We start from the raw sequence: 25,423 nt of genomic DNA, 5'->3' as shown, positions 1-25,423 counted from the left end.
TGTTGGGGGATGCTGCCTAAACTGGTCAGACCATTCTAAATTGGTCCGGCCAGATAAGCAAGGTGGACTAGCCACTTCAGATGCGCCCCAATTGTTCCGTCCCCCGAAACTGTTGACCGCCGGCCGCGTTCTGGCCGACTATCTCCAGTTGTTGACGTGATCTGGACAGGAGTGTTGATGACTGTGCGTATCGAGCCGTCGTGGAAGGCGCGCTTGCAGGGAGAGTTCGAGCAACCGTACTGGGAGGCGTTGACGGCTTTCGTGCGCGCGGAGTATGCGGCGAACCAGTGCTGCCCGGCCGGCAAGAACATCTTCCGCGCCTTCGACCTGACGCCGTTCGATGAGGTCAAGGTGGTCATCCTCGGCCAGGATCCGTATCACACGCCCGGCGCGGCGATGGGTTTCTGTTTCTCTGTGCCCGACGGCAACCGGCCGCAGCCCAGCCTGCAAAACATCTTCCAGGAACTGCACAACGACCTGGGCGTCGAGCGCCGCCAGACCGACCTCTCCGACTGGGCGCAACAGGGCGTGTTTTTGCTGAACAGTGTACTGACCGTGCGCGCCCGCGAGGCCGGCTCGCATGCCAATAAAGGTTGGGAAACCTTCACCGACAGCGCGATCCGCCATCTGTCCGAGCAGCGCGAGCGCGTCGTCTTCATCCTGTGGGGCAGCTATGCGATCGCCAAGAAGGCGCTGATCGATGGCCGCAAACATCTGGTGATCACCTCGCCGCACCCGTCGCCGTTTTCGGCGCACAAGGGCTTTTTCGGCAGCAAACCCTTCTCGCGCGCGAACGACTACTTGGCCGCGAACGCCCAGGCGCCCATCGTCTGGGCCTGAATGTCGAACGCGCGTTCGACGAACCACACCACCGCCACCAGCGCGATCAGCGCCGAGCCGCCCGTCAGCAGGCGGCGGTAGAACCACGTGTCGCGCAACCAGAACGCCAGCGGCAGGAAGGCCGCGACGATGCACAACTGGCCGATCTCGACGCCGAGGTTGAAGCCCAGCAGGCTGGCCAGCAGCGATCCCTTCGGCAGCCCGAGGTCGATCAGCACGCTGGCGAAGCCGAAGCCGTGGATCAGCCCGAACACAAACGCCGCCACCGGCCGCCGGCCGCGAAACAGCGGGTAGATATTGTTGACGGCGGCGAGGATCACCGAGGCGGCGATCGCCGATTCGACAAAACGCGACGGCAGCGAAATCAGCGACAGGCTGGCCAAGGTCAAGGTCAGCGAGTGCGCCAGCGTGAAGGCGGTCACCACCTTCAGCACGTCGATGAAGGCGCCGCGCAGATTGTTCGACGGCGCGGCCAGCAGCACCGCCGGCAGCAGCAGCGACAGCAGGAACAGGATATGGTCGTAGCCGATCCAGATGTGCCACACGCCGTCCTTGACGTAGTCGCGGAACTGCTTCCAGCGGTCCGGCGCCGTCAGCGACAGCGTTTGCCGCGCGTGTGCTGGATCGAAGATGGCGGTGGAAGTTACGCCGTCGCGCGTCAGCCGCAGCAAGCCCTTGTGCTGCGGATCGAGATCGGCGAACAGGCTGTAGTCGATAGTCAGCGCCGCCACCGGCGCCGGGCAGGCGACGCGGAAGCGCAGCACGCTGTAGGCGCCGTCGGTGTGGTCGTCGATCATCTGCTCGCCGGCGTCAATGCGGCAGACGCCCCGGTCGGAGGACAGGCTCAGGCGTCCCAGCGCATAGGCGGCGATCGCCACGTGGCGCTGGCGGATCTCGTCCCAGGTCAGCTTGCCGTCGCCGTCCTGATCGAGACCGATGGCGAAATCCAGATCGCGCAGCGCGATGTCCCATTGGCCGCTGATGGCGTTGCCCTTCACGTCCAGCGACAGGTAGCTGTCGCTGGGCTTGTGCGCCAGCGCAGACGGCACCGCGCCGCATAGCAGCGCGAGGAGTAAGAGCAAGCGTCGCATCATGTTCCTGTCTTCAGTCGGGCGATCAGCCGCGCGGCGGCGGCGTCCTCGGTGTGGTTGGCGGCGACCCAGTCCAGCACAGGTTTGGCGCCGTCGCGTGCTTGCAGCGCGGCTTCCAGATAGATGCGGATGTCGGCCGGCTCTTTTTGCACCGCCCAGTTTTTTTGCGCCAGCGTCAGCGCGGTGGCGGGATCGCGCCGCAGCTTCAGTTCAAAGCGGGCCTGCTCGCGCTGATGTACGGTGTCGCCGCGCTGCATGGCGGCGTCGAAGCGGGCGGCCAGCTCCTTGATGTCGGCCGCCAGCGCGCGCTGGTCGTTCGTCTGCTGCAACGCCAGCGCGCGGCGCAGCAGCAGCGCGTCGATGCGGGTCTGGTCGTTCAGCATCGCCAGCACTTCGCGCGGACGCTGCCGCTCCAGCAGGAAGTCGGCGTAGGCGCCGAGCAGGTAGCTGTCGCGCGGCGCCAGCGCCAATGCGCGCTTGTAGCGGGCTTCGGCGAGCACATGGTCGTCGCGGCGCTGCGCCATTTCGGCCAGCAGCGTCAGCGACCATAGCTGCATGTCGGCAGGTGCGTTGGCGCTGCGCTCCAGCGTCAGGTCCAATAGCTGTTCGCTCTTCAGGGCGCGGCCCGTGACCGTGCCGATGTTGGCGACGCAGGTGATGGTCGTCAGTTGCGTCGACAACCTGGAAAGACGCGCGCAGCTGGCGGTGGCGCTGCTGTAGTCGCCCTGCACCGTCTGCACCGTGGCTTGCGTCAGCCAGGCTTGCGCGTTGGTCGGATCGGCGGCGAGCACCGCCTTCAGGTCGTCCAGCGCGGGATTGAATTGGTGGGTGCTTTGCAGCAGCGTGGCGCGCAGCAGCCGCACTTGCGGCGGCGGCGACGCTTTGTTCCACCACGGCGTCAGCGCGGCCTGCGCGTAGCCCAGGTAGCGCGGATCGGTTTCGCTGCGCCCCAGCGCGATGTAGCGCTGCGCCAGCGTGGCCGCCAGCGCCAGGTCGTTGGGATCGGCGTCGAGCTGGCTGCGCAGGCGGCGCAGTTCCTGCTGTACCGGATCGCCGCGGCGCGGCAGCGTCTCGACCACTTGGGTGCCGCTGGAGGGAATATAGGGCGATGCCTGCGCCGCAGCGGCTGCGGCAAACAGTAATATCGTATAAATCGTTTTCATGATGGCCTCAAAACGACGAAAGGGGCGGACCTGGTGGTCCGCCCCGCGTGCTTACTTCAGCACTACCGGTTCCGTGTCATCCGGCTTGGTGGCGACGACGGTGTCGGTCGCCACCGGTTCGGTGGTGGTCTCCTTGCCGTCGCCGATGATGTTCATGACGGCGGTGAAGAAGGCGTCCACCATGCTGACCGGAGGCGTAGGCGTGGTCGGCGTGGTCGGCGTCGTGGTGTCGTCATGGTGATGGCTGCCGCCGCATCCCGCCAGCGTCAGCGCGGCTGCCAGCGCTGTCATGGTCAGGATGGTTTTCATGGCGCGCCCCTGCCGCCTTGCGCGGTCACGGTTTGCGGCGAGCCGGCGATCGGCGTCTTCAGGTAAGGGAAGCTGTTGTTGAAGAAGCTGTCGTCCAAATAGGCGCCGTCGGTGAAGTGCAGCGCGCCGGCCGGTGCGTCGGCCGGGACGCAGCCCAGGCTCAGCGTGCACAGCTTGCCCATCACCACGCGCAGCGCGATATCGACCACGTCGTCGCCGGGGCGACGGCCGTTCGGGAAGCCGGCGTTGTCGCCGCCGATCACGCCGAGCCGGTTCTGCGCGCCCATCGCCACCGCCGGAGTGGTGGTGTTCAAGCGCAGCATTTCGGAGGCGGTCACGGTGGTCGGCTGGTTCAGACCCTTGACGCCGGTCAGGAAGGCCGCCACCAGATCCGCGCGCGGGAAGTTGGTCGGCGCCTTGGCGCCGGCGCTGCCGTACAGGATTTCAATCAAGGCCGGCAAGGTCGGATTGGTGACATAGTCGGCGAACTGCGCATCGCCCGAAGGCTTGCTGGAGTTGAAGGTGTCCTTGTCCTTCAAGCCGATGACGACTTCGTTCACCAGCGGCGCGCCGAGACGCGAGACCTGGGTCCAGGCGCCGCCCTCTTTCGACGGCGAACTGCTGTTCGGCGTCGGATTCAGCAAACGGGCCTGGCGCACGCTGGCCGTGGTCCAGCCGCCGATCACCGGATCGGTGCCGGTGGAGGCGGTCAGGCACGACGCCGCCACTTCGACTTCGATCGAGGTCACGTTCTTCAGCGCCAGGTCATCCTTGGCCGCCTTCTCGGCGTTGGCCGCGAATTCGGTGGCCGGCGCCTTGATGTTGACCAGGTCGAAGGTTTCGCCCAGGTTGACCACGAACGGATCCTTGCGCTGGCCGACGAACATGCGCGCCGGCGTGCTGCAGCCGGGGATGTTGACGTTATAGACGTGGGCCGCGGCATACGCGGTGTAGTTCGGGATCGACTTGTTGCCGATATTGTCGAGCGGCTTGTCGAAAGTGGTGGACCCGTCGGCGGCGTTGGTGACCGAGGCCTTGGTGCCGGTGCGGCGGTCGCCGCGCACCACGCTGACGGTGTAGGTTTCACGCACGTTGGCGCCGGCCGCGTTGGCGCCGGCGATCGGACCGCCGTTGATCACCAGCGGGATCGAGACGGCTTTGCCGCCGACGGTCAGCTTGGTGTCCTTGTTGGTGTTACTGAAGCGGAACTGGAAGGTCAGGTCCTCCTTGGCGTCGCCGTTGTTGTCGATGTGGATCTCGTACAACGCGTTCGGGTCCATTTCGAAGTAGTTCGGCCCCGCGCCCGGATCCTGCAAGGGCACGTAGTCGGCGATCATGGTGACAAAATTGGCGCGGCCGGTTTCGTAACTGCGGAACATATAGAAATCGGTACCGTCGACCTTCGGACTTTGCGTCAGAAACGGCGCTTCACGGTGGCTGGAGGCCAGCGCCGCCGGCGCGAGCGCGCCGGCCAGGGTGCCCAGTACGGCTATGCTGAGCGCATGCTTCACTAAAGTTTGCATCTTGAATCTCCCCTTTATTGGTTGATCTTCCTGGAACTGCACGGAGATATACGGCGCACGCTTGAAACCGGATTCAAATTAAATAATATTAATTTTTAAAAATTTTTCGTCAACGTCAGCCGCAGCGTGCGCGGCTCGACCGGATGGAAATGGCGATCCTCGACCCCCTCAGCCGGCTCGCCCGGTAGCCGCGATGCGTAGTAGTAATCAATGTCGCTGGCGCGGCGGTTGAACAGGTTGAAACCGTCGAGCGTCACGCGGGTGCTGCGATCGATGCGATAGCCGATGCGGCCGTAGGCCAGCGTGGTCGACGCCGAGCGCACGCTGTTGTCCTCGATCAGCGGGCGCTGGCCGAAGTAGCGCAGCTCGAAGCCGCCGAACCAGCGGCCGATATCCTTGACCGTCATGCCGAACGAAGCCACCTTGTCCAATGCCTCGGGCACATGGTCGCCCACCGCGTCGTGTTCGCGGTAACGCGCGCGCGAGGCCGACAGGTCGAGATCGAACAGCAGCCACGGCGCGGCGATGTAGTGGTTGCTCCATTCGACGCCGCTGCGGCGGCTGGGCCGGCTGGCCTCGGTCTGGCCGCTGTCGCCGGCGTAGACCAGCTCCGAATCGATATCCAGTCGCCACAGCGACAGCGAGCTTTGCAGGCCGGGCAGCCATTCGCTGCGCACGCCCAGTTCGGCGCCGCGCGTGCCCACCAGCGGCGTGGCGCCAGCCGAGCCAGGGCCGGTGACGCCGCGCGCGTCGTTGCTGTGGAAGCCGCGCCCGTAGTTGACGAAGTATTCGGTCCTGGCCCACGGACCGAAGATCAGCGACAGCTTGGGCGACACCTTATGCGCGTCGGTTTTGTCGTCGTTGACGTCGAAACGGTAGGCGTCGTAGCGCAGGCCGACGATGCTGCGCAGGTCGGGCCGCCAGTAGCTGGTGTTTTCCCAGTACAGGCCGGCGCTGCCCTCGTTGACGCGGTCCTCGCGCACGGTGGCGAGGCGTTGCCGCTCGCGTGTCGCGTACAGGCCGATCGGTGAGATATGGTCGTAGCGGGTCTGCAGACCGAACTTGTTGCGCATGTCGAGGCCGGCGATGCGGCTCAGCCAGGTCTGGCTGGCGTTGAAGCCGGCCATGGTGCGCTTTTCCGCTTGCTGGAACTGGTCGCCGTTGACCGGATCGTTGAGCAGATAAGTGAAGTTGCTGAACAAATCCAGGCTGGAGCGCACGATATAGGCCGAGGCTTCGGTGATGCTATCGTCGGCGCGGCGGTGCATGGCCCACGACAGGCTGCTGCGCGAAGTGTCGCCGCCGTCGCTGGCGTCGATGCCGCCGTAGCGGCCGGTCAGGCCCTGCTCCACCGCGCGCAACGGCACCTGGTCGGTGGCGTTCCAGCGGTTGCGGTAGGCCATCGCGGTGACGCTGTAGCCCTGTTGCGCGTCGCCGCTGCTGTAGCGCAGCGTGCCGCTGTACTTGCGCACCCGTTCCGGCGTATCCCACGGGCCGTTGTTGCGGCTGACCTCCAGCCCGTACAACAGCGTGCCGCCGGCGGCCGCGACCGAATCTGCCACCACGCCGCGCTGGTAGCCGTAGCCGCCCAGGGTCAGGCTGGCCGTGCCCTGCGCCAGGTTGTCGCCCAGGCGGATGTGGGCCGCTCCGGCCGAGGAGAAATCGCCCTCGTCGGCGAAGTAACTGCCTTTTTTATAGTCGATGCGCTGCACCAGCTCTGGAATCAGGAAGTTCAGGTCGGAATAGCCCTGGCCGTGGGCGTTGGTGCGCATATTCACCGGCATGGCATCGACGTAGGTGGCGAAGTCGGTGCCGTGGTCCAGGTTGAAGCCGCGCAGGAAGTATTGGTTGGCCTTGCCGTCGCCGCTGTGCTGGGTGACGATCATGCCGGGCACGAATTCGAGCAGCTCGCCGGTGCGCAGCGCCGGGCGGTTGGCGATCAGGTCCGCCATCACCGTGCCCTGGCTGGCGGCGTCCGAGGTGCCGACCGCGTTGTCGTAATGGCCGGCGACGACCACGCTGGCCACCACCGTGGTGTCGTCGGTGGCGCGCGCCGCTTCGCTGGCGAGCAGCGCCATCAGCGCCGCCGTGAAATGCATGGTGTTCATCCCGTCTCCACTGTTGTTGTCTTGTGAAGCTTGTACGGGACATCATCGTTGGCGGATTCAAACTGTGGTATTTTTCTTATCTCCTCATTATTCGAAGGCGCGCAGTGACCGACCACACTCTCGATCCCCAGCAGCTACGCATATGGCTGCAAGGTGCCGCAAACCGCGACGCCGTGGCATTTCGTTCCCTCTACGATGCTACTTCGGCGAAACTGTTTGGCTTCGCGCTGCGTATATTGATCAAGCGCGAACTGGCCGAAGAGGTGATGCAGGAAAGTTTCGTCGCGATCTGGAACAACGCCGGCACATATCAAAGCCATTTGGCCGCACCGATGACGTGGATGACCACCATCGTGCGCAACAAGGCTTTCGATCTCTTGCGCCGCAGCGATGTGAATGCCGAAATCGACGGCGAGCAGTTTGATAGTGAGGTGATCAATGCGTTGCAAGATCCTGGCAAGACGCCCATCGAGGCCTTGCAAATGAGTAGCGACGCGAAAGCCCTGGCGTATTGCATGTCGGCGCTGGAAGGCCTGCACCGGCAGGTGATCGGCCTGGCGTTCTTCCACGACCTGTCGCACAGCGAAGTGGCGGCGCAGATGGCGCTGCCGATCGGCACGGTCAAGACCTGGATCCGGCGCAGCCTGGAACGGCTGAAGACCTGCCTGGCGAAGGGAGAGCGCGCATGAACATCCGCGACAACGCTCCGCTGCGCGAAAAGCTGGCCGCCGAATACGTGCTGGGCACCTTGAAGGGCGGCGCGCGCCGCCGCTTCGAGGGCTATCTGCACAACGACGCGGCGCTGCGCCGCACCACCGTCGAATGGCAGGACCGGCTGACGCCGCTGGCCGAATTCGCCACCGCGCAGCATCCGCGCAAGCAGGTCTGGGCCGGCATCGAGCGCCGCCTCAACCTGCCGCGCATCTACCCTGCCTGGCAGTTCTGGCGCAACGAATCGGTCGACTTCTGGCGTTCGCTGGGCGTGGTGTCGACCGCTGTCGCGGCCCTGCTGGTGGTGGTGATCGCCACCCGTACGCTGGAGGCGCCGCAGCTCGACTACGTCGCCACGCTGGTCGACGAGAAGGCGCAGACCGCGCTGGTGCTGACCGGCGACAGCAGCCGCAAGACGATGACGGTGCGCGCGGTCGGCGCGGCGCCGGTGGCGGGCGACAAGTCGCTGGAACTGTGGGCGGTGCCGAAGCAGGGCAATCCGCGTTCGCTGGGCCTGTTGTCGGATCGCGGCGAGGTCAAGCTGGCGCTGACGGCCGCCGCCATCGGCGACGATGTGGCGGTGCTGGCGGTGACGCTGGAACCGAAGGGCGGCTCGCCGAATCCGAACGGCCCCACCGGTCCGATCCTGTACAAAGGCAATTGGGTCCGCGTAATGTAGTGTGAAAATTGCTATCATCGCGGATGTCGGGCACTGCCCTCATCCGCGAAAGAGCATACATGGACGCCAGCAAATTCACGCCGGAATATTTCAACGAATTCGGCAAGGGCACCTTGCCGGACCATCTGGGCATCGTCATCACTTCCGTCAAGGAAGGCGAGGTGGTGGCGGAGTTCGCCGTCACCGGCAACCACCTGGCGCCGAACGGCTTCCTGCACGCCGGTAGCGTGGTGACGCTGGCCGACACCGCCTGCGGCTACGCCTGCTTCTCGCACCTGCCGGACGGCGCGCAGAACTTCACCACTATCGAATTGAAATCGAATCACCTCGGCACCGCGCGCGAAGGCGTGGTGGTGGCGACCGCCAAAGTCGTGCATCTGGGCCGCACCACGCAGGTGTGGGATGCGACCGTGACCAACAAAGCCACTGGCAAAACAATAGCGTTGTTCAGATGCACCCAAATGATTTTATTTCCCAAGTAAAATACCGGCTCTTTACCCCGATCTGATAAATTGCTGGAAAGCCGCGCCCCCGCTGAATCTCTTTATCTCTTTTGCATTCAAGGACTGATATGAAAAAATTCATCAAGCTGGTTGGTTGCGGCCTGATATTCGCGTCGTCGCTGGCGATGGCGCAAACCCCTTACACCGACGACTCCACTTACCAGGGCCTGGGCGGCAAGGAAGGCATCAAGAAGATCGTCGATACCTTCGTGCCGATGCTGCTGGCCGATCCGCGCATCAAGGACAGCTTCGCCGACTTCGACATGGTGCAGCTGAACGTGCGCCTGCAGGAACAGTTCTGCGAATTCGCCGGCGGCCCGTGCAAGTACAGCGGCAAGTACCGCGACAAGACGATGGACGGCGTCGGCACCGTGCGCGACATGGCCACCGTGCACCAGGACCTGAAGATCACCAACGCCATGTTCAATGCCCTGACCGAGGATTTGCAGATCGCGATGGAACAGCACAACGTGCCCAACAGCGTAGCGAACAAGCTGGTCGCCAAGCTGGCGCCGATGCAGCGCGCTATCGTGACCAAATAATCCCGTCAGGAGCAGAACAATGAAAAAAATCATCACTGCCTCACTGGCGGTTTCGGCTGTACTCGCGTGCGGCGCGGCCGCCGCGCAAGGCAAACCCGATATGGGCAAATTCCTCGCCACCGGCGGCGTCAGCCAGGTCGAAGGCGCGGGCGGCGGCGGCATCACGCCATGGGCGCTGATCACCGGCTACGGCACCCGCGACAGCTGGGGCGGCAACGCGCACTACACCTACATCGACACCCAGGATTACAAGCTGGGCAGCTACGGCGTCGCGGTCGGTATCGCGGACCGGCTGGAGCTGTCGCTGGCGAACCAGGAATTCAAGGGCAGCTTGGCGCCGTTGGACAAGCTCAACATCAAGCAGGACATCGTCGGCTTGAAGCTGAAGCTGGCCGGCGACGCCGTCTACGAACAGGACAGCCTGATGCCGCAGGTCGCGGTCGGCATCATGTACAAGAAGAACAAGGGCATCGGCGGCCTGGGCGCGCTGGGCGTGACCAACGTCAAGCAGCTCGGCGCCAAGGACGATTCAGGCTACGACTACTACGTGGCGGCCACCAAGATCCTGTTCGAGCAAAGCCTGCTGCTGAACGGCACGCTGCGCGCGACCCGCGCCAACCAGATGGGGTTGCTCGGTTTCGGCGGCGACCAGAACGACAGCACCCGCGTGATGCCGGAAGTGTCGGTGGCCTACCTGGTCAACCGCAAGCTGGCGTTCGGCGCGGAGTATCGCCGCAAGCCGCACAACCTCGGCGTCGACGACGAGAAGGCGTATTACGATGCCTTCGTGGCCTGGTTCCCGACCAAGCACTTCTCGATCACGGCGGCCTACGCCAACCTGGGCGATATCACCATCTTCAATCCGAAGAAACAGCGCGGCCTGTACCTGTCGGCGCAAGCCGGTTTCTGATCAGTAGGATTTGTACGGCAGGAATTTGCCGCTCAGGACCACCTGCACGCGGTCGCCCTTCGGGTCGGCCTCGCGCTGGATGTCCATCGAGAAATCGATGGCGCTCATGATGCCGTCGCCGAATTCCTCGTGGATCAATTCCTTGATGGTGGTGCCGTAGACGCTGACGATCTCGTACCAGCGGTAGATCAGCGGATCGGTCGGCACCGCGCTCTCCAGCGAACCCTTGTACGGTACGATCTGCAGCCAGGCGGTTTCCTCGTCGGTCAGGCCGAACAGCGCCTGCACCTTGTCGGCCTGGGCGCGGTTCAGCGTCATCTGGCCGAGCAGCGCGGCGGTCGTCCATTCCTTGCTTTGTCCGACCTCGGCCGCGATATCGGTCCAGCGCATGTGCTGCGCGACTTTGACGGAGATGATTTTCTGCGTGACTTGTTGACGGTCCATGATGCTTTCCTTTACGTGGGGGTGAGTTGTCTGGAGCGATGGACCAGGAAGTCCATCAGGTGATTGCGCAACGGGTAGAACTGCGGATCGTGATGCATGCCGGCGCGGCTGCGGTGCTTCGGCAGCGGATTGACGACGGCTTCGGCGATGCGCGCGCGCGGGCCGTTGGACATCAGCAGGATCTTGTCGGCCAACAGGATCGCCTCGTCGACGTCGTGGGTGATCATGAACACGGTCTGGCGGGTGGCGGCGCAGATCTTCAGCAGTTCGTCCTGGATCACGCCGCGCGTCAGCGCATCGAGCGCGCCGAAGGGTTCGTCCAGCAGCAGCATCTTCGGCTCGATCGAAAACGCGCGGGCGATGCCGACCCGCTGCTTCATGCCGCCCGATAGCTCGGACGGTTTCTTGTGTTCGGAGCCTGACAGGCCGACCATCTCGATGAAGCGCCAGGCGTGCGCTACCACCTGCTGGCGCGTCCAGTCGCGGTGGCGCGACTTGACGGCGAAGGCGACGTTGTCCAGCACCGACAGCCACGGCATCAGCGCATGGCCCTGGAACACCACGCCGCGATCCAGACTGGGGCCGGCGATCTCGCGGTTGGCCATGAAGGCGACGCCCTCGCTCGCTGTCTCCAATCCGGCCAGCACGTTGAGGATGGTCGACTTGCCGCAGCCGGAGTGGCCGATGATGCAGACGAATTCGCCTTGCGCGATGTCGAAGGAGACGTTCTCGAACACCGGCGGCGCCGCCGGCAGGTAGCGTTTGCCGAGGCTTTCGACGCGCAGGAAGGAAGGGTTATTCGACATAGGTCACCATCGCTTGCAGGCGGCCCAGCAGCAGGTCCAGCAGCATGCCGACCAGGCCGATCAACAGAATCGCGAACAACACGCTGGTCAGCGACAGGTTGTTCCATTCGTTCCAGACGAAGTAGCCGATGCCGGTGCCGCCGACCAGCATCTCGGCCGCGACGATGACCAGCCAGGCGATGCCCATCGAGATGCGCATGCCGGTCAATATCGTCGGCGCGGCGGCCGGCAGGATCACCAGCAGCGCGGTGCGCAGCGGACCGACCTCCAGCGTGCGGGCGACGTTGCGCCAGTCGCGCCGCACCGAGGCGACGCCGAAGGCGGTGTTCATCAGCATCGGCCACAGCGCGCAGATGAAGATGACGAACATGCCCGACAGCGAGGAATCCTTGATCGTGTACAGCGCCAGCGGCATCCACGCCAGCGGCGAGATCGGCTTGAGGATCTGCACGTAGGGATTCAACGCGCGCTGCATCAGCGGCGACATGCCAAGCAGGAAGCCGACCGGAATCGCCACCAGCGCGGCGGCGACAAAGCCGACGCCGACCCGCGCCAGCGAGTAGCCCAGCTGGATGCCGATGCCCTTGTCGTTGGGGCCGTTGTCGTAGAACGGATGCGCCAGATGGCCGGCCGCCGCGTGCGCGAACTCGGCCGGCGTCGGGAAGCCGCCGCCGGTCTTGGGCGCGGCGCTGCTCTTGCCCATCAGCGCGGCATATTCGTCGTCCTGCGCGCTCGCGGCCGGTGTTGGCCTCAGCGTCGCCAGGTGCCAGCCGAGCACCAGCACCAGCAGCAACAGCAGCGAGACCAGCGCGGCGCGCAGGCCCAGTCCGGCGCCCCTCATCGGCTGCTCCGCTTGATGGCGAAGCTGTCGGCGTAGGCGGCGGCCTTGGACGGATCGAAGGCCTTGCCCATCACGCTGATCGGCTTGTTGACGCCGGCCGGCACGGTCTGGCCAAGTTCCTTCATATGCTTCTTGGCGTCGGTCAGCAGGAACACTTTTTCGGTGATGGCCTGGTAGTCGACGTCGTCCTTGATGTAGCCCCAGCGCTTCATCTGCGTCAGGATCCACACGCCCATCGATTGCCACGGCACCGGATCGAAATCGGCGCGGCCCGGCACGTTGCGCACGTTGCCCAGGCCGTCGGCGAATTTGCCGGTCAACACCTGTTGCACCACCGTCTCCGGCTGGTTCAGGTAGGCCGCTGGCGAGATCACTTTGGCCACCAGCGCGCGGTTGGCCGGGTCGCGCGCCATGGCGGCGGCGGTCAGCACGGCGCGGAACAGCGCGGCGAAAGTATTCGGGTTCTGCTTGACGAACTCGTCCGGCGCGCCAAAGGCGCAGCATGGGTGGCCGTCCCAGATTTCCTTGGACAGGATGTGGATGAAGCCAACTTCATCGTAGACCGCGCGCTGGTTGAATGGGTCCGGGCCGAGGAAGCCGTCGATATTGCCGGCGCGCAGATTGGCCACCATTTCCGGCGGCGGCGTGACGCGCAGCTGGACGTCGCGGTCGGGGTCGAGGCCGTGCTCGGCCAGGTAGTAGCGCAGCAGGAAGTTGTGCATCGAGTATTCGAACGGGATCGCCAGCTTGAAGCCCTTCCACTGCTTCGGATCGCGTTTGTCCTTGTGCTTGACGTGCAGGGTGATGGCCTGGCCGTTGATGTTCTGGATGGTGGCGACGCGCATCGGCAGCGGGTTGGCGCCCAGTCCCATCGACATCGCCAGCGGCATCGGCGACAGGAAGTGCGAGGCGTCGTGTTCCTTGTTGACGATCTTGTCGCGGATCAGCGCCCAGCCGGCGGTTTTGTTCAGCGTGACGTTCAGGCCCTGCTTGCGGTAGAAGCCGAGCGGGTCGGCCATGATCAGCGGCGCGGCGCAGGTGATGGCGATGAAGCCGATCTTCAGGTCGGTCTTTTCCAGTGCGCCGTTTGCACCAGTTCGTTCCTGCGCCATCGCTTGCAGCGCACCCAAAGGGAGCACGCTGGCGATCGCGGCGCGCGCGGTGTTGGCGCCGACGGCGCGCAGGAAGTCGCGCCGCACGCTGGCTTGCGGGAACATGGCGCGCAGCAGCGACTCTTCGATGACGTCGTTGCTGAGCTCCTCCACGCCCGGGGTGATGGCTGTTTCTGCGGCGGCGTGTTCGGCGGCGCTGGCGTGGTGGCCGCAACTACAGGCAACGGCGGGACGGTCGGCATCATACGGACGGAAGATCGACATGGACGGCTCCTCAGGTGGAAATGTCCTGAGTGCACGCAAGCGGCGCGCCACGGTGCTTTTGGCTGTAGTGCTGGCCCTACAAACGGCGGCTTACAGTTGGATCAGCTGGTGTTGCACCGCGTACAGCGCGATGCCGACGTCGTTGTGGGCGCCGGTTTTTTCCAGGATGCGGGCGCGGTAGGTGCTGACGGTGTTCGGGCTGATGGCGAGGTCGCGCGCGATTTCGCCGACGCTCCTGCCGGCGGCGATGGCTTCGAACACCTGGTATTCGCGTTGCGACAGGGTTTCGTGCGCGAGCTTGCCGGCGTGGCGGCCGACGTCGGCGGCCATCGCCTCGGCCATGCCGGGGCTGACGTACATGCCGCCGGCGGCCACCTTGCGGATCGCCAGCAGCAGCAGGTCGGCGTCGGCGCTCTTGTTCAGGTAGGCCGAGGCGCCGAGGCGGTAGCAGCGCATCGCGTATTGTTTTTCAGGGTAGGTCGAGAGCATCAGTACCGGCAGGCGTGGGGTGCGCTGTTTCAGCAGGCGCAGCACTTCAAGGCCGTCTTGCACCGGCAGGGCGATGTCGAGCAGCACCATGTCGATCGCCTGGATGCCGGCTTGGCGCAGCGCTTCCGGGCCGTCGGCGCATTCGCCGGCCACTTCGATGTCGCCGGCGTCGGCCAGGATTTGCTTCAGGCCTTCGCGCACCACGCGGTGGTCGTCGCACAGCAGGACGCGGATCATGCGCCCGCTCCCCGCAGCGGGATGCTGAGGCGAACCCGCGTGCCGTGGCCGCCGCCCTCGCCGCCACCCACGCCGCCGCCCTCGCCGCCACCCACGCCGCCGCCCTTGCCGCCACCCACGTCGCCCACACCGCCACCGCCCACGACGACGCCGCCCACGCCGCCGCCGCCGCCCACGCCGCCGCCGCCGCCCATGCCGCGCCCACTGACCGCGCCGCCGTGATTGCCGTCGATGCGCAGCGTGCCGCCGAAGTGCAGCGCGCGTTCGCGCATGCCCATCACGCCGTAGGAGCTCTTGTGGTCGAGCGCGGCGGGCTGAGCGCCGACGCCGTTGTCCGCCACCTCCATCTGCAACTCGTGCGCCAGCAGCCTGATGCGGATCCGCACCGCGCTGGCACCGGAGTGGCGCGCCACATTGCTCAACATTTCCTGAAAGATGCGGAACACCGCCGTGGCCAATCCCGCCTCCGGCACCGGCGCATCCGGCGCCGCCTCGATATCGGCATCGCAGACGATCTCGGTGGCGTCGGCGAACTCCTGCAACTGCCACTCCAGCGCCGCGATCAAACCCTGATGGTCCAGAATGCTGGGCCGCAGATCGGTGATGATGCGCCCCACCTCCTCGACCGCCGTCTCGATCAGCCGATTCATGGTGCGGCACTTGTCCACCACCGGCTCGCGGTCGGTGACGCGGCGCGCGATCCAGTTGACATCGAACTTGAGCGCCACCAGCAGACTGCCCAACTCATCATGCACCTCGCGCGCGATGCGCTTGCGTTCCTCCTCGCGCACCGCGTCGGTGTGGGCCGACAGCTGGCGCAATTGCACCAGCGCCTGCGACAGCTCGGCGGTGCGCTGCTCGACCCGCAGTTCCAGCTCCTGGCGCGCGCGTTGCAGCGCGTCCTCGGTCTGGCGGCGTTGCGAGATATCGTTGAAGGTGATGACGGCGCCGCGCACCTCACCCTGATCCAGCACCGGATGCGACGAGTATTCGGCGGCGAAATAGCTGCCGTCGGCGCGCCAGAACACTTCCTGATCGTTGCGGCAAGGGTGTCCGGTGCGAAACGCCAGGAAGATCGGACACAGCGCTTCCGGATAATGGCAGCCGTCCTGATGCGAGTGATGTATCAGCTCGTGCATGTTCTTGCCGAGCACCGCGTCGGCGGCATGGCCGAGAATCTCGGCGCCGGCGCGATTGATGAAGGTGCAGCAGCCATCCAGGTCGATGCCGAACATGCCATCGCCGGTCGATTCCAGCAGCAGGGTCAGCTTGTCATGCCACAGGGCCGGATGCGTCTGCGCCATGGCCTGCATCGGGATTACCCGCGCAGCGATTCGGCCAGCAGTTTATGCAGCGCCGGGAAGTCCGGTTCGCCCAGATAGCGCTTGAGGATCTTGCCATCCTTGCCGATGACGAAGGTGGTCGGCGTCATCGCCACGTTGCCGTAGGCCTTGGCGGCCGAACCGTCGGTGTCCAGCGCCACCTTGAACGGCAGCTGGCGCGTCTCGGCATAATTGAGAACGTAGTTCGGCGGATCGTAGCTCATCGCCACGGCGACGAACTCCAGGCCATCGGCCTTGAACTTGTTGTAGGTGTCGACCATCTTCGGCATCTCGGCCACGCAGGTGGTGCACGAGGTGGCCCAGAAATTCACCATCACCACCTTGCCACGCAGGCTTTCCGGCGCGATCTTGTCGCCCTTGATGCTGAGGAAGGTGACCGCCGGCGCGGTTTCGCGCTTGCTCAGGGCGACGTAGCCACCCAGACCGATGGCGGCGATCACCACGGCGGCGAGCACCGGCTTGATCCAGGCGCGGGAAGAGGTCGAGGTTTCTTGCATGATTATTTTTCAGGCGGCGAATGGGGTGAAGTCATTATAGACCGGTATCCCCATCCGCGCCCGGGGCAGGCTTATTGACTGGCCTGCTTGGGCTGATACGACTTCCATTCCTCGTCGGTGATGTACTCGAACACCTTGACGACCTTGGTCACGCCGCTGACGCCGCGCGCCACGTCGGCGCCGATCTGGCCTTCGCGCTGGGTCACGCGGCCCTGCAGGTAGACCACGCCGCGCTCGGTGACCACCTGGTATGAGTTGGCCGAGATATCCTTGGTGTCGACCAGGCTGGCCTTGACCTTGGTGGTGATCAGCGTATCGCTGGAACGCGAGGTGTAGCTGGCCAGGCCGGCCACTTCCAGTTCGTTGGTGACCGACAGCACGCCCTCGACCGCGCGCACTTCGCGCTCGGCGGTGGCTTTCGCCGCTTCGTCCGGCACTTCGCCGGTCAGCAGCACGCGGCGGTTGAAACTGTTGATGTTGATGTGACCCGCGTCGCCGACGGTGTTGTTGAGGCGCAGACGGCTCTTCACCTGGATCGACTGGTCTTCCGTCTGCGCGCCGAAGGTGCGGCGGTCCGACGCGGCCAGCGTACCGGAAATGGCGCCGCCCGCGACCAGCGCGACGCAGCCCGACAGCGACGCCAGCAGCGCGCCACAGAGCACGCTCAGGACCAGCGGACGTTGTACTTGTTTCCAGATAGCGCCGGGATTACTCATTCACATCTCCTCCGAATAGCGCGACGTCGATGCCGTCGCAAATGCAATGTATGGTGACCAGATGGACTTCCTGGATGCGGGCGGTGCGGTCGGCAGGTACACAGATATGGACGTCGGCGTCGGTCAGCATCTTGCCGATGGCGCCGCCACCCTTGCCGGTCATCGCCACGACGCGCATTTCGCGCTCCAGCGCCGCTTCGATCGCCGCCATCACGTTGGCCGAGTTGCCCGAGGTCGAGAACGCCAGCAGGATGTCGCCTTCCTGGCCGAACGCCTGCACCTGTTTCGAGAAGATCTCGCGGTAGCTGTAGTCGTTGGCCACCGCCGTCAGGATCGAGGTATCGGTGGTCAGCGCCATCGCCGGCAGCGGGAAACGCTCGCGCTCGAAACGGCCGACCAGCTCGGCCGCGAAGTGCTGCGCGTCGGCGGCCGAACCGCCGTTGCCGCACACCAGAATCTTGTTGCCGTTGGACAGGGCCGCGAACATCAGCTCGATCGCCGCCGCGATATGCGGGGCGAGGACGGTGGCGGATTGGATTTTGAGTTCGGCACTTTCGTGGAAGTGCGAGAGGATGCGTTGATTATTCATAGTGTGCTGATTATAGTGCAGTCGCTTGGTGCACCGAACAAGCTCTGTTAAAAATGCTTACATTTCAAGCATATTTTGTATCCATGACAATCTTTCTCCGTCGATGGCGACCAGATCGAAGCGGCATGGCGGCAGGTTTTTATAGCGTAGCAGATACAACTGGGCGGCGCGCAGCAGGCGTTGCTGCTTGGCCGGCGTGACGCTGAACACCGCGCCGCCGAATTTGTCGCCGGCGCGGCGTCGCACTTCGACAAAGACCAAAAACGCGCCGTCGCGCATCACCAGGTCGATTTCCCCCGCCTTGCAGAGGAAATTGCGTTCCACCAGCGTCAGGCCGTGCGCCTCCAGGTGGGCCAGCGCCCGGTCCTCGCCGATGCGGCCCAGCTGCTGTTGCCTGGTCTGCGGCATGGCGGCCTCATGCGGAGTTACGGCGCGACCGCCTGCGGCACGCCGTTCTTGTAGATCGCGGCCGGCTCGATGCGCTCGAAACTGGACGGACCCCGGCCGAAATCGATGGTCAGCTTGCCGGTCACGCCGTCCAGGTGGAAGCGGCCGGATGGATGGCGGCCGATCTCGCGCGCCACGCGGTAGGCGTCGATGCCCAGCGCGTACAGGCGTTCCATGTCGGCGCTGCCCGCCTGCAAAGGCTGCGGGTAGACCATCACCGCAGGATGGTCGCGCTGGACTTTCCACGGCAGGTCCAGCAGGCGCACGCCGTCCAGGTCCTGCGACGCGAAGCTGGCGCCGCCGCCGGGATTGAGCGCCGAGGTGCCGTAGATCGGCAGACTGCTGAACTGCTCGGTCGGCACCGGCGGCGCCGGCGGCAGCGCGTCGGCGGTGCTGATGTCGGGATTGGTCGGCTCGGTGGTCATCGCGCTGCCCAGCGCGCCGCGCAGCTGGCGCGTCTGGTCCGCGCCCATGGCCGAGAACAGCAGGCCGGGCAAGTCTTGGCGCAGGCGCGCGCGCAGCTGCACCAGTTCCGGATCGCTGAGGTAGCCGTCCGGCGCGCTCAGCTCGACCATGCGCACCGCCAGGCCCAGGCGTTGCCACTGGCCGGCGAAGGCGGCGGCGACGCGGCGTTGCCAGGAGGTGCTGGTGGTCAGGATCAAAGCGCTGCGGCCCGGATGTTCGGCGGCGGCCCACTGTGCGGCCTGGCGCGCCTCTTCCTCGATCGACAGGCCGATCGCCAGCATGTTTTCCGGCAGCGGCGCGGCGCCGGGCTGGCCGTGGCCTTCGGGGTAATTCAGCACGATGGTCGGCTTGTTCACCAGCGGGCTGCCGGCGACCGTGGTGACGGCGCTGCGTGACAGCGGGCCGACCACCAGATCCTGGTCCTGCAGCGCCTTGGCATAGGAGGACAGCACGTCCTGCGCCACGTCGCCGGTTTCCAGCAGGGTCACGGTGATGTTGTCGCGGTCGCGCTCCCAGGCCGCCATGAAGCCGGCGCGCAGCGCATCGGCGGCGTTGCCCAGGGTTTCGGAACGGGTCGGCAGCAGCAGGCCGATGCGGATCGGCGTGTTGGACGGCAGCGCGTTTTCCTCGGCGCGGCGAGCGGCGGGCGCGGCCGGACGGGCTTCCGCGTCCTGCTCGGCCTCGGCCACGCCGGCCGCGCCCGGCAGGGCGATGCTGAAAGTTTGAGCAGGCGGCAGCGGCGGTTCCGGCGGCGGCTTGGGCAGTCCGGCCTGCCGTGGCGGCGGCGCCGGCGGCGGTGGCGGGCTTGTGTTTGCCTGTCCGGGGGCGCACAATCCCCCGGGCGCGTTGCAAAACGGCGTGCTGCAAGCGCTGACCAGCGCAACGACGCCCGCCAACAGCGACAACCTCAGACTATTCATCCTACCCCCAATGACCGACCACGAATCCATTTCCATCGCCGCCCTGCCCGTCATGGGCGAAACGGCGCACCAGAGCTATCCTAGCGCAACCTTGTATGTCGTGGCGACCCCGATCGGCAATGTGACGGATATTAGCCTGCGCGCGCTGCATGTTTTGAGCCTGGTCAATGCTGTCGCCTGCGAAGACACGCGCAACACGGCGCAATTGATGACCCGCTTCGGCCTGCACAAGCCTTTGATTGCCGCGCATCAGCACAACGAACGCGAAGTGGCGGAAACGCTGATCGCCCGTTTGCAGGCCGGCGAGCGCATCGCGCTGGTGTCGGACGCGGGCACGCCGGCGGTTTCCGACCCGGGCGCGCGCATCGTCGACGCGGTGCGGGCGGCGGGGCTGCGGGTGCTGCCGCTGCCGGGGGCTTCTGCGGCGGTGACGGCCTTGTCGGCCAGCGGCTTGGTGAACGATCAGTTTTATTTTGTCGGCTTTCTGCCGGCCAAGGCCAAGCAGCGCGAGAATTTCCTCGGCACCTTGCGCGCGGTGACGGCGACGATGGTGTTCTATGAAGCGCCGCACCGCATCCTCGACTGCGCCGGCGCGCTGGCGGCCGTGTTCGAGCCGGAGCGCGAAGTGGTGTTCGCGCGCGAGCTGACCAAGATGTTCGAGGAAATCCACCGCTGCCCGCTGTCCGAGGCCGAGGCCTGGATCAAGGCCGACGCGCACCGCGAGAAAGGCGAGTTCGTCGTATTGCTGGCCGGCGCGCCGGCCGCCGAGGACGAGCAGGACCTGGACGCGGAGCGGATCCTGAAGATTCTGCTGTCCGAGCTGCCGGTTAAACAGGCAGCCGGCCTGGCGGCACAGATCACCGGCCGCAAGAAAAACGCGCTGTACGACCGCGCGCTGCAGCTGCGGGACGAAGCTTAATCACCACTTGCAGCCGCTGTCCTTCTTGTCCATCAGCCAGATCAGCGGGGAGAGCAGGCCGGCGCCGGTGTTCTTGCAATCGCCGCGCTTGGCGCCGTCGATCTTGCGCGCCAGCTCGGTCTCGGTGCGCTCCGGATACAGCGGATGGTCGTCCAGCTGCGCCACCGGCGTGCCGGCGCGGGCCGGGTCTTGCAGCGCGCCCTTTTCGGTGGCGACCTTGCGGGCGGTCTTCAGCGCCGCGTTCATATCGAATTTTTTCGGCGGTTCCTCGGGATGCAGCGGATCCGGCGCGGTGCTCGGCGCGTTCGGCGTCGCCGGCAAGGTGATGGTTTGCGCGGTGGCTGGCGCTGGTTGGCTGGGTCGCTCGACCGGTTCCCTGATTGGCGCCCCGATGCGCGGCTGGGTCGGCTTGAGCTTCGGCTTGGGCGGTGGCGGCGGCTCGACCATGGCGACGATCTCCGGCGGCTTCGGCGGTTGCAGCCAGACGGTCAGCGGCCGCGCCGGCTGTGTCGCCGGCGCCTCGGGCGGCGTCATCCGATAGCCGAACAACAGCAAGGCGTGCAGCAACAGCGAGACCGCGATGCCCGCGACGACTCCCGGCTGGCGCCATTGCACGGAAGAATTCATGGTGTTTTCGCTAAGTTCCACAGTCGCCATCATCGCACATTGAAAAAATCCTGCTTTAGTACATACTGAATTCGTAGTGGCACTTGACGGATACTGAGGCGGCTTGTATTATCTTGCTTCTTCGGAGTGTAGCGCAGCCCGGTAGCGCACCTGGTTTGGGACCAGGGGGTCCAAGGTTCGAATCCTTGTACTCCGACCAAAATTTAAAAACCCGTTTGATGGAAACATCAAGCGGGTTTTTTCTATTCCGGGTGTTCATCCGCGTTTTTGGCGCCTTCGTCGCATGGCGGCGGCCGGCGCTGCCGCAGGCATTAGAATGTTTGCATGAACCCGACCCACAAATTGCCGTTCACCCTCCAGCCCGCGCCGGTCGTGCACGACCGGCGGCTGGTGTGGCGCTACCTGTTGCAATCGGTGCTGCGGATGGCATGCTGCCAGAGCCTGATCCTGCTGGCGGTGGTTGGACCGCTGTTCCTGTTGGCCGAGCAGGCGCACGCCTTGCTCAATCCTGCCACCTGGGGCCCGCTGGCGTTCTTCAACGTGGTCTTCTACCCTTTCGTTTTGCCGACGATTTTGGCGAGCGGGATCGCCACCGCCAATCTGCAGACGATGCGCGAAGCCGGCCTGGCGCTGAGCGATGAACGGATGTCCTCCCGGCCCGGCCGCAGTGTGGCCTCGGTATTCGATCCGATCACCACCTTCGACCTGTGCGCCGAGACCCTGTCCGGACTGGCGGTGGGCGAAGCGCTGGGCTACGGCGGGCCTGCCGTGTTCCGGCATCACGCGTTCCAGGGAAAAATCGTGCTCGGCTCGTGGCGACCGCTGTGGCTGGGCCGCAGCATCGAAGTGACGATCGTCGGCGAGCCGGGGCAGCCGGTGGCGATTCGCATCCAGCGCCGGGCCGGCATCGACCTCTTGCTGATCCAGGACGGACGCGCGCTGCGCGCGGTGGAGATCGTCGCCGAGCATCTGCGCGTTCGACTGCGTCAGCACGAGCAAGCGCTGAAAGCCGTCAAGCGCGCGCAGGAACTGGAGCGGACCGCGCTGCACGCCAAGTTGTCCGCGTTGCAGGCGCAGGTCGAACCGCACTTCTTGTTCAACACCCTGGCCAATCTCAAGTACCTGATCCGCACCGACGGCGACGCCGCGCAACAGATGCTCGACCACCTGGTCGGCTATCTGCAGAACGCGCTGCCGGACATGCGCACCGTCTCGTCGACGGCGCGGCGCGAACTCGATCTGGCGCGCGCCTATCTGTCGATCATGCAGATACGGATGGGAGAGCGGCTGCGCTACCGCATCGACGCCGCCGACGCCGCGCTGGACTTGCCGTTGCCGCCGGCGATGCTGATCTCGCTGGTGGAGAACGCCGTCAAGCACGGGCTGGAGCGCGCCAGCCGACCCGGCACGATCGCCATCAGCGCCGAAGCGCGCGACGGCGGCCTGCGCGTCACCGTGCGTGACGACGGCATCGGACTGACCGGGCATGGCGGCAAAGGCTTCGGCCTGGCCAACATCCAAGAACGCCTGGCGCTGTTATACGGCGCGCGCGCATCGCTGACGGTGAGCGCGGCCGAGCCATGCGGCGTCGAAGCCGTGCTCACGGTACCGAAGGAATAACGATGACCAGCGCCTTGATTGTCGAAGACGAACCGCTGCTGCGGCAGGAGCTGGCCGACCACCTGCGCGCGCTGTGGCCGGAGCTGGAGATCTGCGGCCATGTGGAGAACGGCATCGAAGCGATCTCGGTGATGGAATCGCAGCGGCCGGACATCGTCTTCCTGGACATCCAGATGCCGGGCCTGAACGGCATGGAGGTAGCGCGGCACGTGGCGGAGACGACGCAGATCGTATTCGTCACCGCGTATGCGGAGTATGCGGTGCAAGCGTTCGAAGCCGGCGCCGCCGATTACCTGGTCAAGCCGGTCAACGCCGCACGGCTGATGCAGACCATCAAGCGCCTTAAGACGCGCAGCCGCGACGCCATGCCGGCGCCGGTACCGCCGGCCGTGTGGCAACAAGTGTTCGGCCACGCCGTCGCACCGTACCTGAAATGGATCAAGGCCTCGGTGGGCAACACGGTGCGGCTGCTGATGGTGAGCGACGTGATCTACTTCCAGTCAGACGGGAAGTACACGCGCGTGGTGACGGCGGGCGACGAAGCGCTGATCCGCCTGCCGCTGAAAAGCCTGGTCGAGCAGCTTGATCCCGCGCAGTTCACGCAAATCCATCGCGGCGCCATCGTCAACCTGGAAGCGGTGGACCGGATCGAGCGCGACGGCACCGTGATGGAGATCCGCCTCAAAGGCCGCAGCGAAATCCTCCCCGTCAGCGAAGCCTACACCCGCCAGTTCCGCCAGATGTAACGCCGATGTCCCAATACTCCGGGGTCAGAGCTAAAAACTGGACACGGGCTCAACCGTAAAGGCCTTTACGGTTGAGCCCGTGTCCAGTTTTTAGCTCTGACCCCGGAGTTTTTAGGACATGCGCTTGGCGGCGATGGCGTTGCCGGCGCGGCTGGCGCCTTTGCGGCCGAGGAATTGCGAGATGAACTGGCCGGCGTCCACCACGATGTCCAGATCGATGCCGGTGTCGATGCCCAGCCCCTGCATCAGGTACAGCACGTCCTCGGTGGCGACGTTGCCGGTCGCGCCCTTGGCGTACGGACAGCCGCCCAGCCCCGATACCGACGAGTGATAAATCGCGATCCCCACCTCCAGGCTGGCGTAGATGTTGGCCAAAGCCTGGCCGTAGGTGTCGTGGAAGTGGCCCGATAGTCCGTCGAGGCGGAACTCGCGGGTCGCGCGCTCCATCACCGCCTGCGTCTTGCGCGGCGTGGCGACGCCGATGGTGTCGGCGATGTCGATCTCGTCGCAGCCCAGGTCGCGCATGCGGCCCACCACGTCGGCCACCGCGTCCAGCGGTACGTCGCCTTGGTACGGGCAGCCGAAGGCGCAGCTGATGCTGCCGCGCAGCCGCAGCCCGTTGTCTTTGGCGGCCTTCGCCACGCCTTCGAAGCGGGCGATCGATTCGGCGATCGAGCAGTTGATGTTCTTCTGCGAGAACGCTTCCGACGCGGAGCCGAAGATCACCACTTCGTCCGCCCGCGCCGCCAGCGCCGCTTCGAAGCCCTGCATATTCGGCGTCAGCGCGGAGTAGATCACGCCGGGCTTGCGCTCAATCGCGGCCATCACTTCCTTGCTGGTGGCCATCTGCGGCACCCACTTCGGCGAGACGAACGACGCCGCTTCGATGTTGCGGAAGCCGGCGCTGGTCAGCCGATTCACCAGCTCGATCTTGATCTCGGCCGGGACGCTTTCCTTTTCATTCTGCAGACCGTCGCGCGGACCCACTTCGACTATCTTGACCTGCTTGGGCAAACTGTTCATTTCAATATCCTCGGTTGCGGTCGACCACGTCGGCGACAGGCTGGCCCTGTTCGACCTTGCGGATTTTCTCGGCGATCTGCTGCACGCTTTCGCGGCGCAGGGTCAGCGCCGAGATATGCGGCGTGATGCTGATGCGCGGCTCCTGCCAGAACGGGTGCTGCGCCGGCAGCGGTTCGTTGCGGAATACGTCCAGCGTGGCGGCGGCGATGTGGCCGGACTTGATCAGCGCGACCAGCTCCGGCTCCGCCAGGTGCGCGCCGCGCGCGACATTGATCAGGAACGAGCCTTGCGGCAGCTTGCACATATTGGTGCGGTTGATCAGGTTGCCGGTTTCCGGCGTCAGCGGGAGCATGCACACCAGCACCCGCGTGCCGCGCAGGAAGGTGTCCAGGCCTTGCTCGCCGTGGAAGCATTGCACGCCAGGGATGCTCTTTTCGCTGCGGCTCCAGCCGCGCAGCGGGAAACCGAACGGCGCCAGCGCTTCCAGCACGGCGGTGCCCAGCACGCCCGTGCCCAAAACACCGACCGCGAAGTCCTCCTTGCGATACTGCGGCAGCGGCGCCCACTGGCCGGCGCGCGCCTGGGTGTCGTATTCGTCGAAGCGGCGGAAGTAGCGCAGCACCGAGTGCGTGACGTATTCCGCCATCTGCGTCGCCATGCCGGCGTCGCCGAGGCGGATGATGGGGATGTGCGGCGGCAGCGCGCCGCTGAACTTGAGCAGCGCGTCGACGCCGGCGCCGGTGACGAAGATGGCCTTGACCTGCGCCAGCTCTTCCAGCATCGCTTCCGGCGGCGACCAGACCACCGCGTAGTCGCAGGTCTGGCACTTTTCGCCGGCGTGCCAGATTTCGATCTCGGCCTCCGGCAGGAATTTGCCGAAGTCCTTGATCCACGGCTCGGTCTTGCCGTCCGCGCGATGTAAAAGAATACGCATGATGA

28 protein-coding genes and 1 tRNA gene are annotated in these 25,423 nt (G+C 65.4%); 10 read left to right on the top strand and 19 right to left on the bottom strand.

The features are described from left to right. Positions 1-177: 177 nt before the first annotated feature. Positions 178-840, top strand: coding sequence for a uracil-DNA glycosylase (locus tag GW587_RS03455; protein ID WP_166098516.1), 663 nt, complete (start codon positions 178-180; stop codon positions 838-840). Here GW587_RS03455 and GW587_RS03450 read toward each other — a convergent pair. The 5 genes from GW587_RS03450 to GW587_RS03430 all read right to left on the bottom strand — a co-directional run bounded on the left by GW587_RS03450 (position 798) and on the right by GW587_RS03430 (position 7,034). Next, positions 798-1,934, bottom strand: a complete 1,137-nt coding sequence (locus GW587_RS03450; protein WP_166098514.1) for a HupE/UreJ family protein — start codon at positions 1,932-1,934, stop codon at positions 798-800. The genes GW587_RS03455 and GW587_RS03450 overlap by 43 nt on opposite strands. Then, positions 1,931-3,094 (bottom strand): tetratricopeptide repeat protein, encoded by a 1,164-nt coding sequence (locus GW587_RS03445; protein ID WP_166098511.1) that lies wholly within the window; start codon positions 3,092-3,094, stop codon positions 1,931-1,933. The genes GW587_RS03450 and GW587_RS03445 overlap by 4 nt, the downstream gene beginning before the upstream one ends. Before the next feature lie 51 nt (positions 3,095-3,145). Next, positions 3,146-3,403, bottom strand: a complete 258-nt coding sequence (locus tag GW587_RS03440) for a hypothetical protein (RefSeq protein ID WP_229259266.1) — start codon at positions 3,401-3,403, stop codon at positions 3,146-3,148. Then, on the bottom strand, positions 3,400-4,926 hold the full coding sequence (locus GW587_RS03435) for a DUF4331 domain-containing protein (RefSeq protein WP_166098510.1): 1,527 nt from the start codon (positions 4,924-4,926) through the stop codon (positions 3,400-3,402). The genes GW587_RS03440 and GW587_RS03435 overlap by 4 nt, the downstream gene beginning before the upstream one ends. 95 nt (positions 4,927-5,021) lie before the next feature. Beyond that, the gene (locus GW587_RS03430; protein ID WP_166098507.1) at positions 5,022-7,034 is read right to left on the bottom strand and encodes a TonB-dependent receptor; all 2,013 of its coding nucleotides are present in this window, start codon (positions 7,032-7,034) and stop codon (positions 5,022-5,024) included. 104 nt (positions 7,035-7,138) lie between these two features. Here GW587_RS03430 and GW587_RS03425 point away from each other — a divergent pair, with 104 nt between their 5' ends. The 5 genes from GW587_RS03425 to GW587_RS03405 all read left to right on the top strand — a co-directional run bounded on the left by GW587_RS03425 (position 7,139) and on the right by GW587_RS03405 (position 10,379). Next, positions 7,139-7,723, top strand: a complete 585-nt coding sequence (locus GW587_RS03425) for a sigma-70 family RNA polymerase sigma factor (RefSeq protein WP_166098505.1) — start codon at positions 7,139-7,141, stop codon at positions 7,721-7,723. After that, positions 7,720-8,424: an anti-sigma factor gene (locus tag GW587_RS03420; RefSeq protein WP_166098502.1), complete on the top strand. Its 705-nt coding sequence runs from the start codon at positions 7,720-7,722 to the stop codon at positions 8,422-8,424. The genes GW587_RS03425 and GW587_RS03420 overlap by 4 nt, the downstream gene beginning before the upstream one ends. A gap of 59 nt (positions 8,425-8,483) precedes the next feature. Next, a complete protein-coding gene (locus GW587_RS03415) occupies positions 8,484-8,906 on the top strand; it encodes a PaaI family thioesterase (RefSeq protein ID WP_166098500.1) in 423 nt (140 codons plus the stop codon). Between the two features lie 89 nt (positions 8,907-8,995). Next, positions 8,996-9,469: a group I truncated hemoglobin gene (locus GW587_RS03410; protein ID WP_166098498.1), complete on the top strand. Its 474-nt coding sequence runs from the start codon at positions 8,996-8,998 to the stop codon at positions 9,467-9,469. A gap of 19 nt (positions 9,470-9,488) precedes the next feature. Beyond that, positions 9,489-10,379, top strand: a complete 891-nt coding sequence (locus GW587_RS03405) for a DUF3034 family protein (RefSeq protein ID WP_166098495.1) — start codon at positions 9,489-9,491, stop codon at positions 10,377-10,379. On the opposite strand, the gene cynS is transcribed toward GW587_RS03405, so the two are convergent. The 11 genes from cynS to GW587_RS03350 all read right to left on the bottom strand — a co-directional run bounded on the left by cynS (position 10,380) and on the right by GW587_RS03350 (position 19,549). Next, positions 10,380-10,823 carry a cyanase gene (gene cynS / locus GW587_RS03400; RefSeq protein ID WP_166098493.1) on the bottom strand — a complete coding sequence of 148 codons (444 nt, stop codon included), beginning with the start codon at positions 10,821-10,823 and terminating at the stop codon, positions 10,380-10,382. It lies immediately after the preceding gene. Between the two features lie 11 nt (positions 10,824-10,834). Continuing rightward, positions 10,835-11,629 carry an ABC transporter ATP-binding protein gene (locus GW587_RS03395; protein ID WP_166098491.1) on the bottom strand — a complete coding sequence of 265 codons (795 nt, stop codon included), beginning with the start codon at positions 11,627-11,629 and terminating at the stop codon, positions 10,835-10,837. Beyond that, a complete protein-coding gene (gene ntrB, locus GW587_RS03390) occupies positions 11,619-12,470 on the bottom strand; it encodes a nitrate ABC transporter permease (RefSeq protein WP_166098488.1) in 852 nt (283 codons plus the stop codon). The genes GW587_RS03395 and ntrB overlap by 11 nt, the downstream gene beginning before the upstream one ends. After that, on the bottom strand, positions 12,467-13,846 hold the full coding sequence (locus GW587_RS03385) for a CmpA/NrtA family ABC transporter substrate-binding protein (RefSeq protein WP_166098486.1): 1,380 nt from the start codon (positions 13,844-13,846) through the stop codon (positions 12,467-12,469). Before GW587_RS03385 ends, ntrB begins: the two co-directional genes overlap by 4 nt. Before the next feature lie 90 nt (positions 13,847-13,936). After that, on the bottom strand, positions 13,937-14,572 hold the full coding sequence (locus GW587_RS03380) for a response regulator (protein WP_166098483.1): 636 nt from the start codon (positions 14,570-14,572) through the stop codon (positions 13,937-13,939). Further along, the gene (locus GW587_RS03375; protein ID WP_229259265.1) at positions 14,569-15,876 is read right to left on the bottom strand and encodes a sensor histidine kinase; all 1,308 of its coding nucleotides are present in this window, start codon (positions 15,874-15,876) and stop codon (positions 14,569-14,571) included. Before GW587_RS03375 ends, GW587_RS03380 begins: the two co-directional genes overlap by 4 nt. Before the next feature lie 14 nt (positions 15,877-15,890). Further along, a complete protein-coding gene (locus GW587_RS03370; RefSeq protein ID WP_166098477.1) occupies positions 15,891-16,412 on the bottom strand; it encodes a peroxiredoxin family protein in 522 nt (173 codons plus the stop codon). A 71-nt stretch (positions 16,413-16,483) separates the two neighbouring features. Continuing rightward, positions 16,484-17,128 (bottom strand): BON domain-containing protein, encoded by a 645-nt coding sequence (locus tag GW587_RS03365; RefSeq protein ID WP_166098474.1) that lies wholly within the window; start codon positions 17,126-17,128, stop codon positions 16,484-16,486. Beyond that, positions 17,121-17,717, bottom strand: a complete 597-nt coding sequence (locus tag GW587_RS03360) for a phosphoheptose isomerase (RefSeq protein ID WP_166098472.1) — start codon at positions 17,715-17,717, stop codon at positions 17,121-17,123. The genes GW587_RS03365 and GW587_RS03360 overlap by 8 nt, the downstream gene beginning before the upstream one ends. Before the next feature lie 57 nt (positions 17,718-17,774). Beyond that, positions 17,775-18,125, bottom strand: coding sequence for a YraN family protein (locus tag GW587_RS03355; RefSeq protein WP_166098470.1), 351 nt, complete (start codon positions 18,123-18,125; stop codon positions 17,775-17,777). 17 nt (positions 18,126-18,142) lie between these two features. Continuing rightward, positions 18,143-19,549, bottom strand: a complete 1,407-nt coding sequence (locus GW587_RS03350) for a penicillin-binding protein activator (RefSeq protein ID WP_166098468.1) — start codon at positions 19,547-19,549, stop codon at positions 18,143-18,145. A 10-nt stretch (positions 19,550-19,559) separates the two neighbouring features. Between GW587_RS03350 and rsmI the strand changes: the two genes are divergently transcribed. Beyond that, complete coding sequence (gene rsmI, locus GW587_RS03345; RefSeq protein WP_166098465.1) at positions 19,560-20,468, top strand: 16S rRNA (cytidine(1402)-2'-O)-methyltransferase; 909 nt, start codon at positions 19,560-19,562, stop codon at positions 20,466-20,468. Here rsmI and GW587_RS03340 read toward each other — a convergent pair whose 3' ends face one another. Then, the gene (locus GW587_RS03340) at positions 20,469-21,095 is read right to left on the bottom strand and encodes a hypothetical protein (RefSeq protein ID WP_166098463.1); all 627 of its coding nucleotides are present in this window, start codon (positions 21,093-21,095) and stop codon (positions 20,469-20,471) included. It lies immediately after the preceding gene. A 122-nt stretch (positions 21,096-21,217) separates the two neighbouring features. On the opposite strand from GW587_RS03340, the gene GW587_RS03335 reads away from it, so the two are divergent. From GW587_RS03335 to GW587_RS03325, 3 genes are all read left to right on the top strand, one after another. After that, positions 21,218-21,294 (top strand) — tRNA-Pro (locus tag GW587_RS03335). 125 nt (positions 21,295-21,419) lie between these two features. After that, the gene (locus tag GW587_RS03330) at positions 21,420-22,715 is read left to right on the top strand and encodes a sensor histidine kinase (RefSeq protein ID WP_166098460.1); all 1,296 of its coding nucleotides are present in this window, start codon (positions 21,420-21,422) and stop codon (positions 22,713-22,715) included. Between the two features lie 2 nt (positions 22,716-22,717). Beyond that, positions 22,718-23,461: a LytR/AlgR family response regulator transcription factor gene (locus GW587_RS03325; protein WP_166098458.1), complete on the top strand. Its 744-nt coding sequence runs from the start codon at positions 22,718-22,720 to the stop codon at positions 23,459-23,461. Between the two features lie 111 nt (positions 23,462-23,572). Here GW587_RS03325 and GW587_RS03320 read toward each other — a convergent pair whose 3' ends face one another. Together GW587_RS03320 and GW587_RS03315 are read right to left on the bottom strand one after the other, a co-directional pair. After that, entirely contained in the window at positions 23,573-24,484 is a 912-nt protein-coding gene (locus tag GW587_RS03320) for a hydroxymethylglutaryl-CoA lyase (RefSeq protein WP_166098455.1), read from the bottom strand. Between the two features lies 1 nt (position 24,485). Further along, positions 24,486-25,418, bottom strand: a complete 933-nt coding sequence (locus tag GW587_RS03315; RefSeq protein WP_166098453.1) for a 2-hydroxyacid dehydrogenase — start codon at positions 25,416-25,418, stop codon at positions 24,486-24,488. Positions 25,419-25,423: the final 5 nt, after the last annotated feature.

Origin of the sequence: Duganella aceris (assembly GCF_011090165.1) — a bacterium.
GTDB lineage: Bacteria > Pseudomonadota > Gammaproteobacteria > Burkholderiales > Burkholderiaceae_D > Rugamonas > Rugamonas aceris.
Note: the sequence above shows the minus strand (reverse complement) of the source record. Positions and strands in the feature narration are given on the sequence as shown.

Bases quoted from the DNA above. Each gene is read 5' to 3' on its own strand.
- GW587_RS03450 (WP_166098514.1), bottom strand. From the start codon at position 1,934: ATGATGCGACGCTTGCTCTTACTCCTCGCGCTGCTATGCGGCGCGGTG.
- GW587_RS03420 (WP_166098502.1), top strand. From the start codon at position 7,720: ATGAACATCCGCGACAACGCTCCGCTGCGCGAAAAGCTGGCCGCCGAA.
- GW587_RS03355 (WP_166098470.1), bottom strand. From the start codon at position 18,125: ATGCCGCAGACCAGGCAACAGCAGCTGGGCCGCATCGGCGAGGACCGG.
- GW587_RS03320 (WP_166098455.1), bottom strand. From the start codon at position 24,484: ATGAACAGTTTGCCCAAGCAGGTCAAGATAGTCGAAGTGGGTCCGCGC.
- GW587_RS03430 (WP_166098507.1), bottom strand. From the start codon at position 7,034: ATGAACACCATGCATTTCACGGCGGCGCTGATGGCGCTGCTCGCCAGC.
- rsmI (WP_166098465.1), top strand. From the start codon at position 19,560: ATGACCGACCACGAATCCATTTCCATCGCCGCCCTGCCCGTCATGGGC.
- GW587_RS03405 (WP_166098495.1), top strand. From the start codon at position 9,489: ATGAAAAAAATCATCACTGCCTCACTGGCGGTTTCGGCTGTACTCGCG.
- GW587_RS03395 (WP_166098491.1), bottom strand. From the start codon at position 11,629: ATGTCGAATAACCCTTCCTTCCTGCGCGTCGAAAGCCTCGGCAAACGC.
- GW587_RS03410 (WP_166098498.1), top strand. From the start codon at position 8,996: ATGAAAAAATTCATCAAGCTGGTTGGTTGCGGCCTGATATTCGCGTCG.
- GW587_RS03350 (WP_166098468.1), bottom strand. From the start codon at position 19,549: ATGAATAGTCTGAGGTTGTCGCTGTTGGCGGGCGTCGTTGCGCTGGTC.
- GW587_RS03415 (WP_166098500.1), top strand. From the start codon at position 8,484: ATGGACGCCAGCAAATTCACGCCGGAATATTTCAACGAATTCGGCAAG.
- GW587_RS03445 (WP_166098511.1), bottom strand. From the start codon at position 3,094: ATGAAAACGATTTATACGATATTACTGTTTGCCGCAGCCGCTGCGGCG.
- GW587_RS03365 (WP_166098474.1), bottom strand. From the start codon at position 17,128: ATGAGTAATCCCGGCGCTATCTGGAAACAAGTACAACGTCCGCTGGTC.
- GW587_RS03340 (WP_166098463.1), bottom strand. From the start codon at position 21,095: ATGAATTCTTCCGTGCAATGGCGCCAGCCGGGAGTCGTCGCGGGCATC.
- cynS (WP_166098493.1), bottom strand. From the start codon at position 10,823: ATGGACCGTCAACAAGTCACGCAGAAAATCATCTCCGTCAAAGTCGCG.
- GW587_RS03440 (WP_229259266.1), bottom strand. From the start codon at position 3,403: ATGAAAACCATCCTGACCATGACAGCGCTGGCAGCCGCGCTGACGCTG.
- GW587_RS03360 (WP_166098472.1), bottom strand. From the start codon at position 17,717: ATGAATAATCAACGCATCCTCTCGCACTTCCACGAAAGTGCCGAACTC.
- GW587_RS03455 (WP_166098516.1), top strand. From the start codon at position 178: ATGACTGTGCGTATCGAGCCGTCGTGGAAGGCGCGCTTGCAGGGAGAG.
- GW587_RS03315 (WP_166098453.1), bottom strand. From the start codon at position 25,418: ATGCGTATTCTTTTACATCGCGCGGACGGCAAGACCGAGCCGTGGATC.
- GW587_RS03385 (WP_166098486.1), bottom strand. From the start codon at position 13,846: ATGTCGATCTTCCGTCCGTATGATGCCGACCGTCCCGCCGTTGCCTGT.
- GW587_RS03435 (WP_166098510.1), bottom strand. From the start codon at position 4,926: ATGCAAACTTTAGTGAAGCATGCGCTCAGCATAGCCGTACTGGGCACC.
- GW587_RS03375 (WP_229259265.1), bottom strand. From the start codon at position 15,876: ATGGCGCAGACGCATCCGGCCCTGTGGCATGACAAGCTGACCCTGCTG.
- ntrB (WP_166098488.1), bottom strand. From the start codon at position 12,470: ATGAGGGGCGCCGGACTGGGCCTGCGCGCCGCGCTGGTCTCGCTGCTG.
- GW587_RS03325 (WP_166098458.1), top strand. From the start codon at position 22,718: ATGACCAGCGCCTTGATTGTCGAAGACGAACCGCTGCTGCGGCAGGAG.
- GW587_RS03330 (WP_166098460.1), top strand. From the start codon at position 21,420: ATGAACCCGACCCACAAATTGCCGTTCACCCTCCAGCCCGCGCCGGTC.
- GW587_RS03380 (WP_166098483.1), bottom strand. From the start codon at position 14,572: ATGATCCGCGTCCTGCTGTGCGACGACCACCGCGTGGTGCGCGAAGGC.
- GW587_RS03370 (WP_166098477.1), bottom strand. From the start codon at position 16,412: ATGCAAGAAACCTCGACCTCTTCCCGCGCCTGGATCAAGCCGGTGCTC.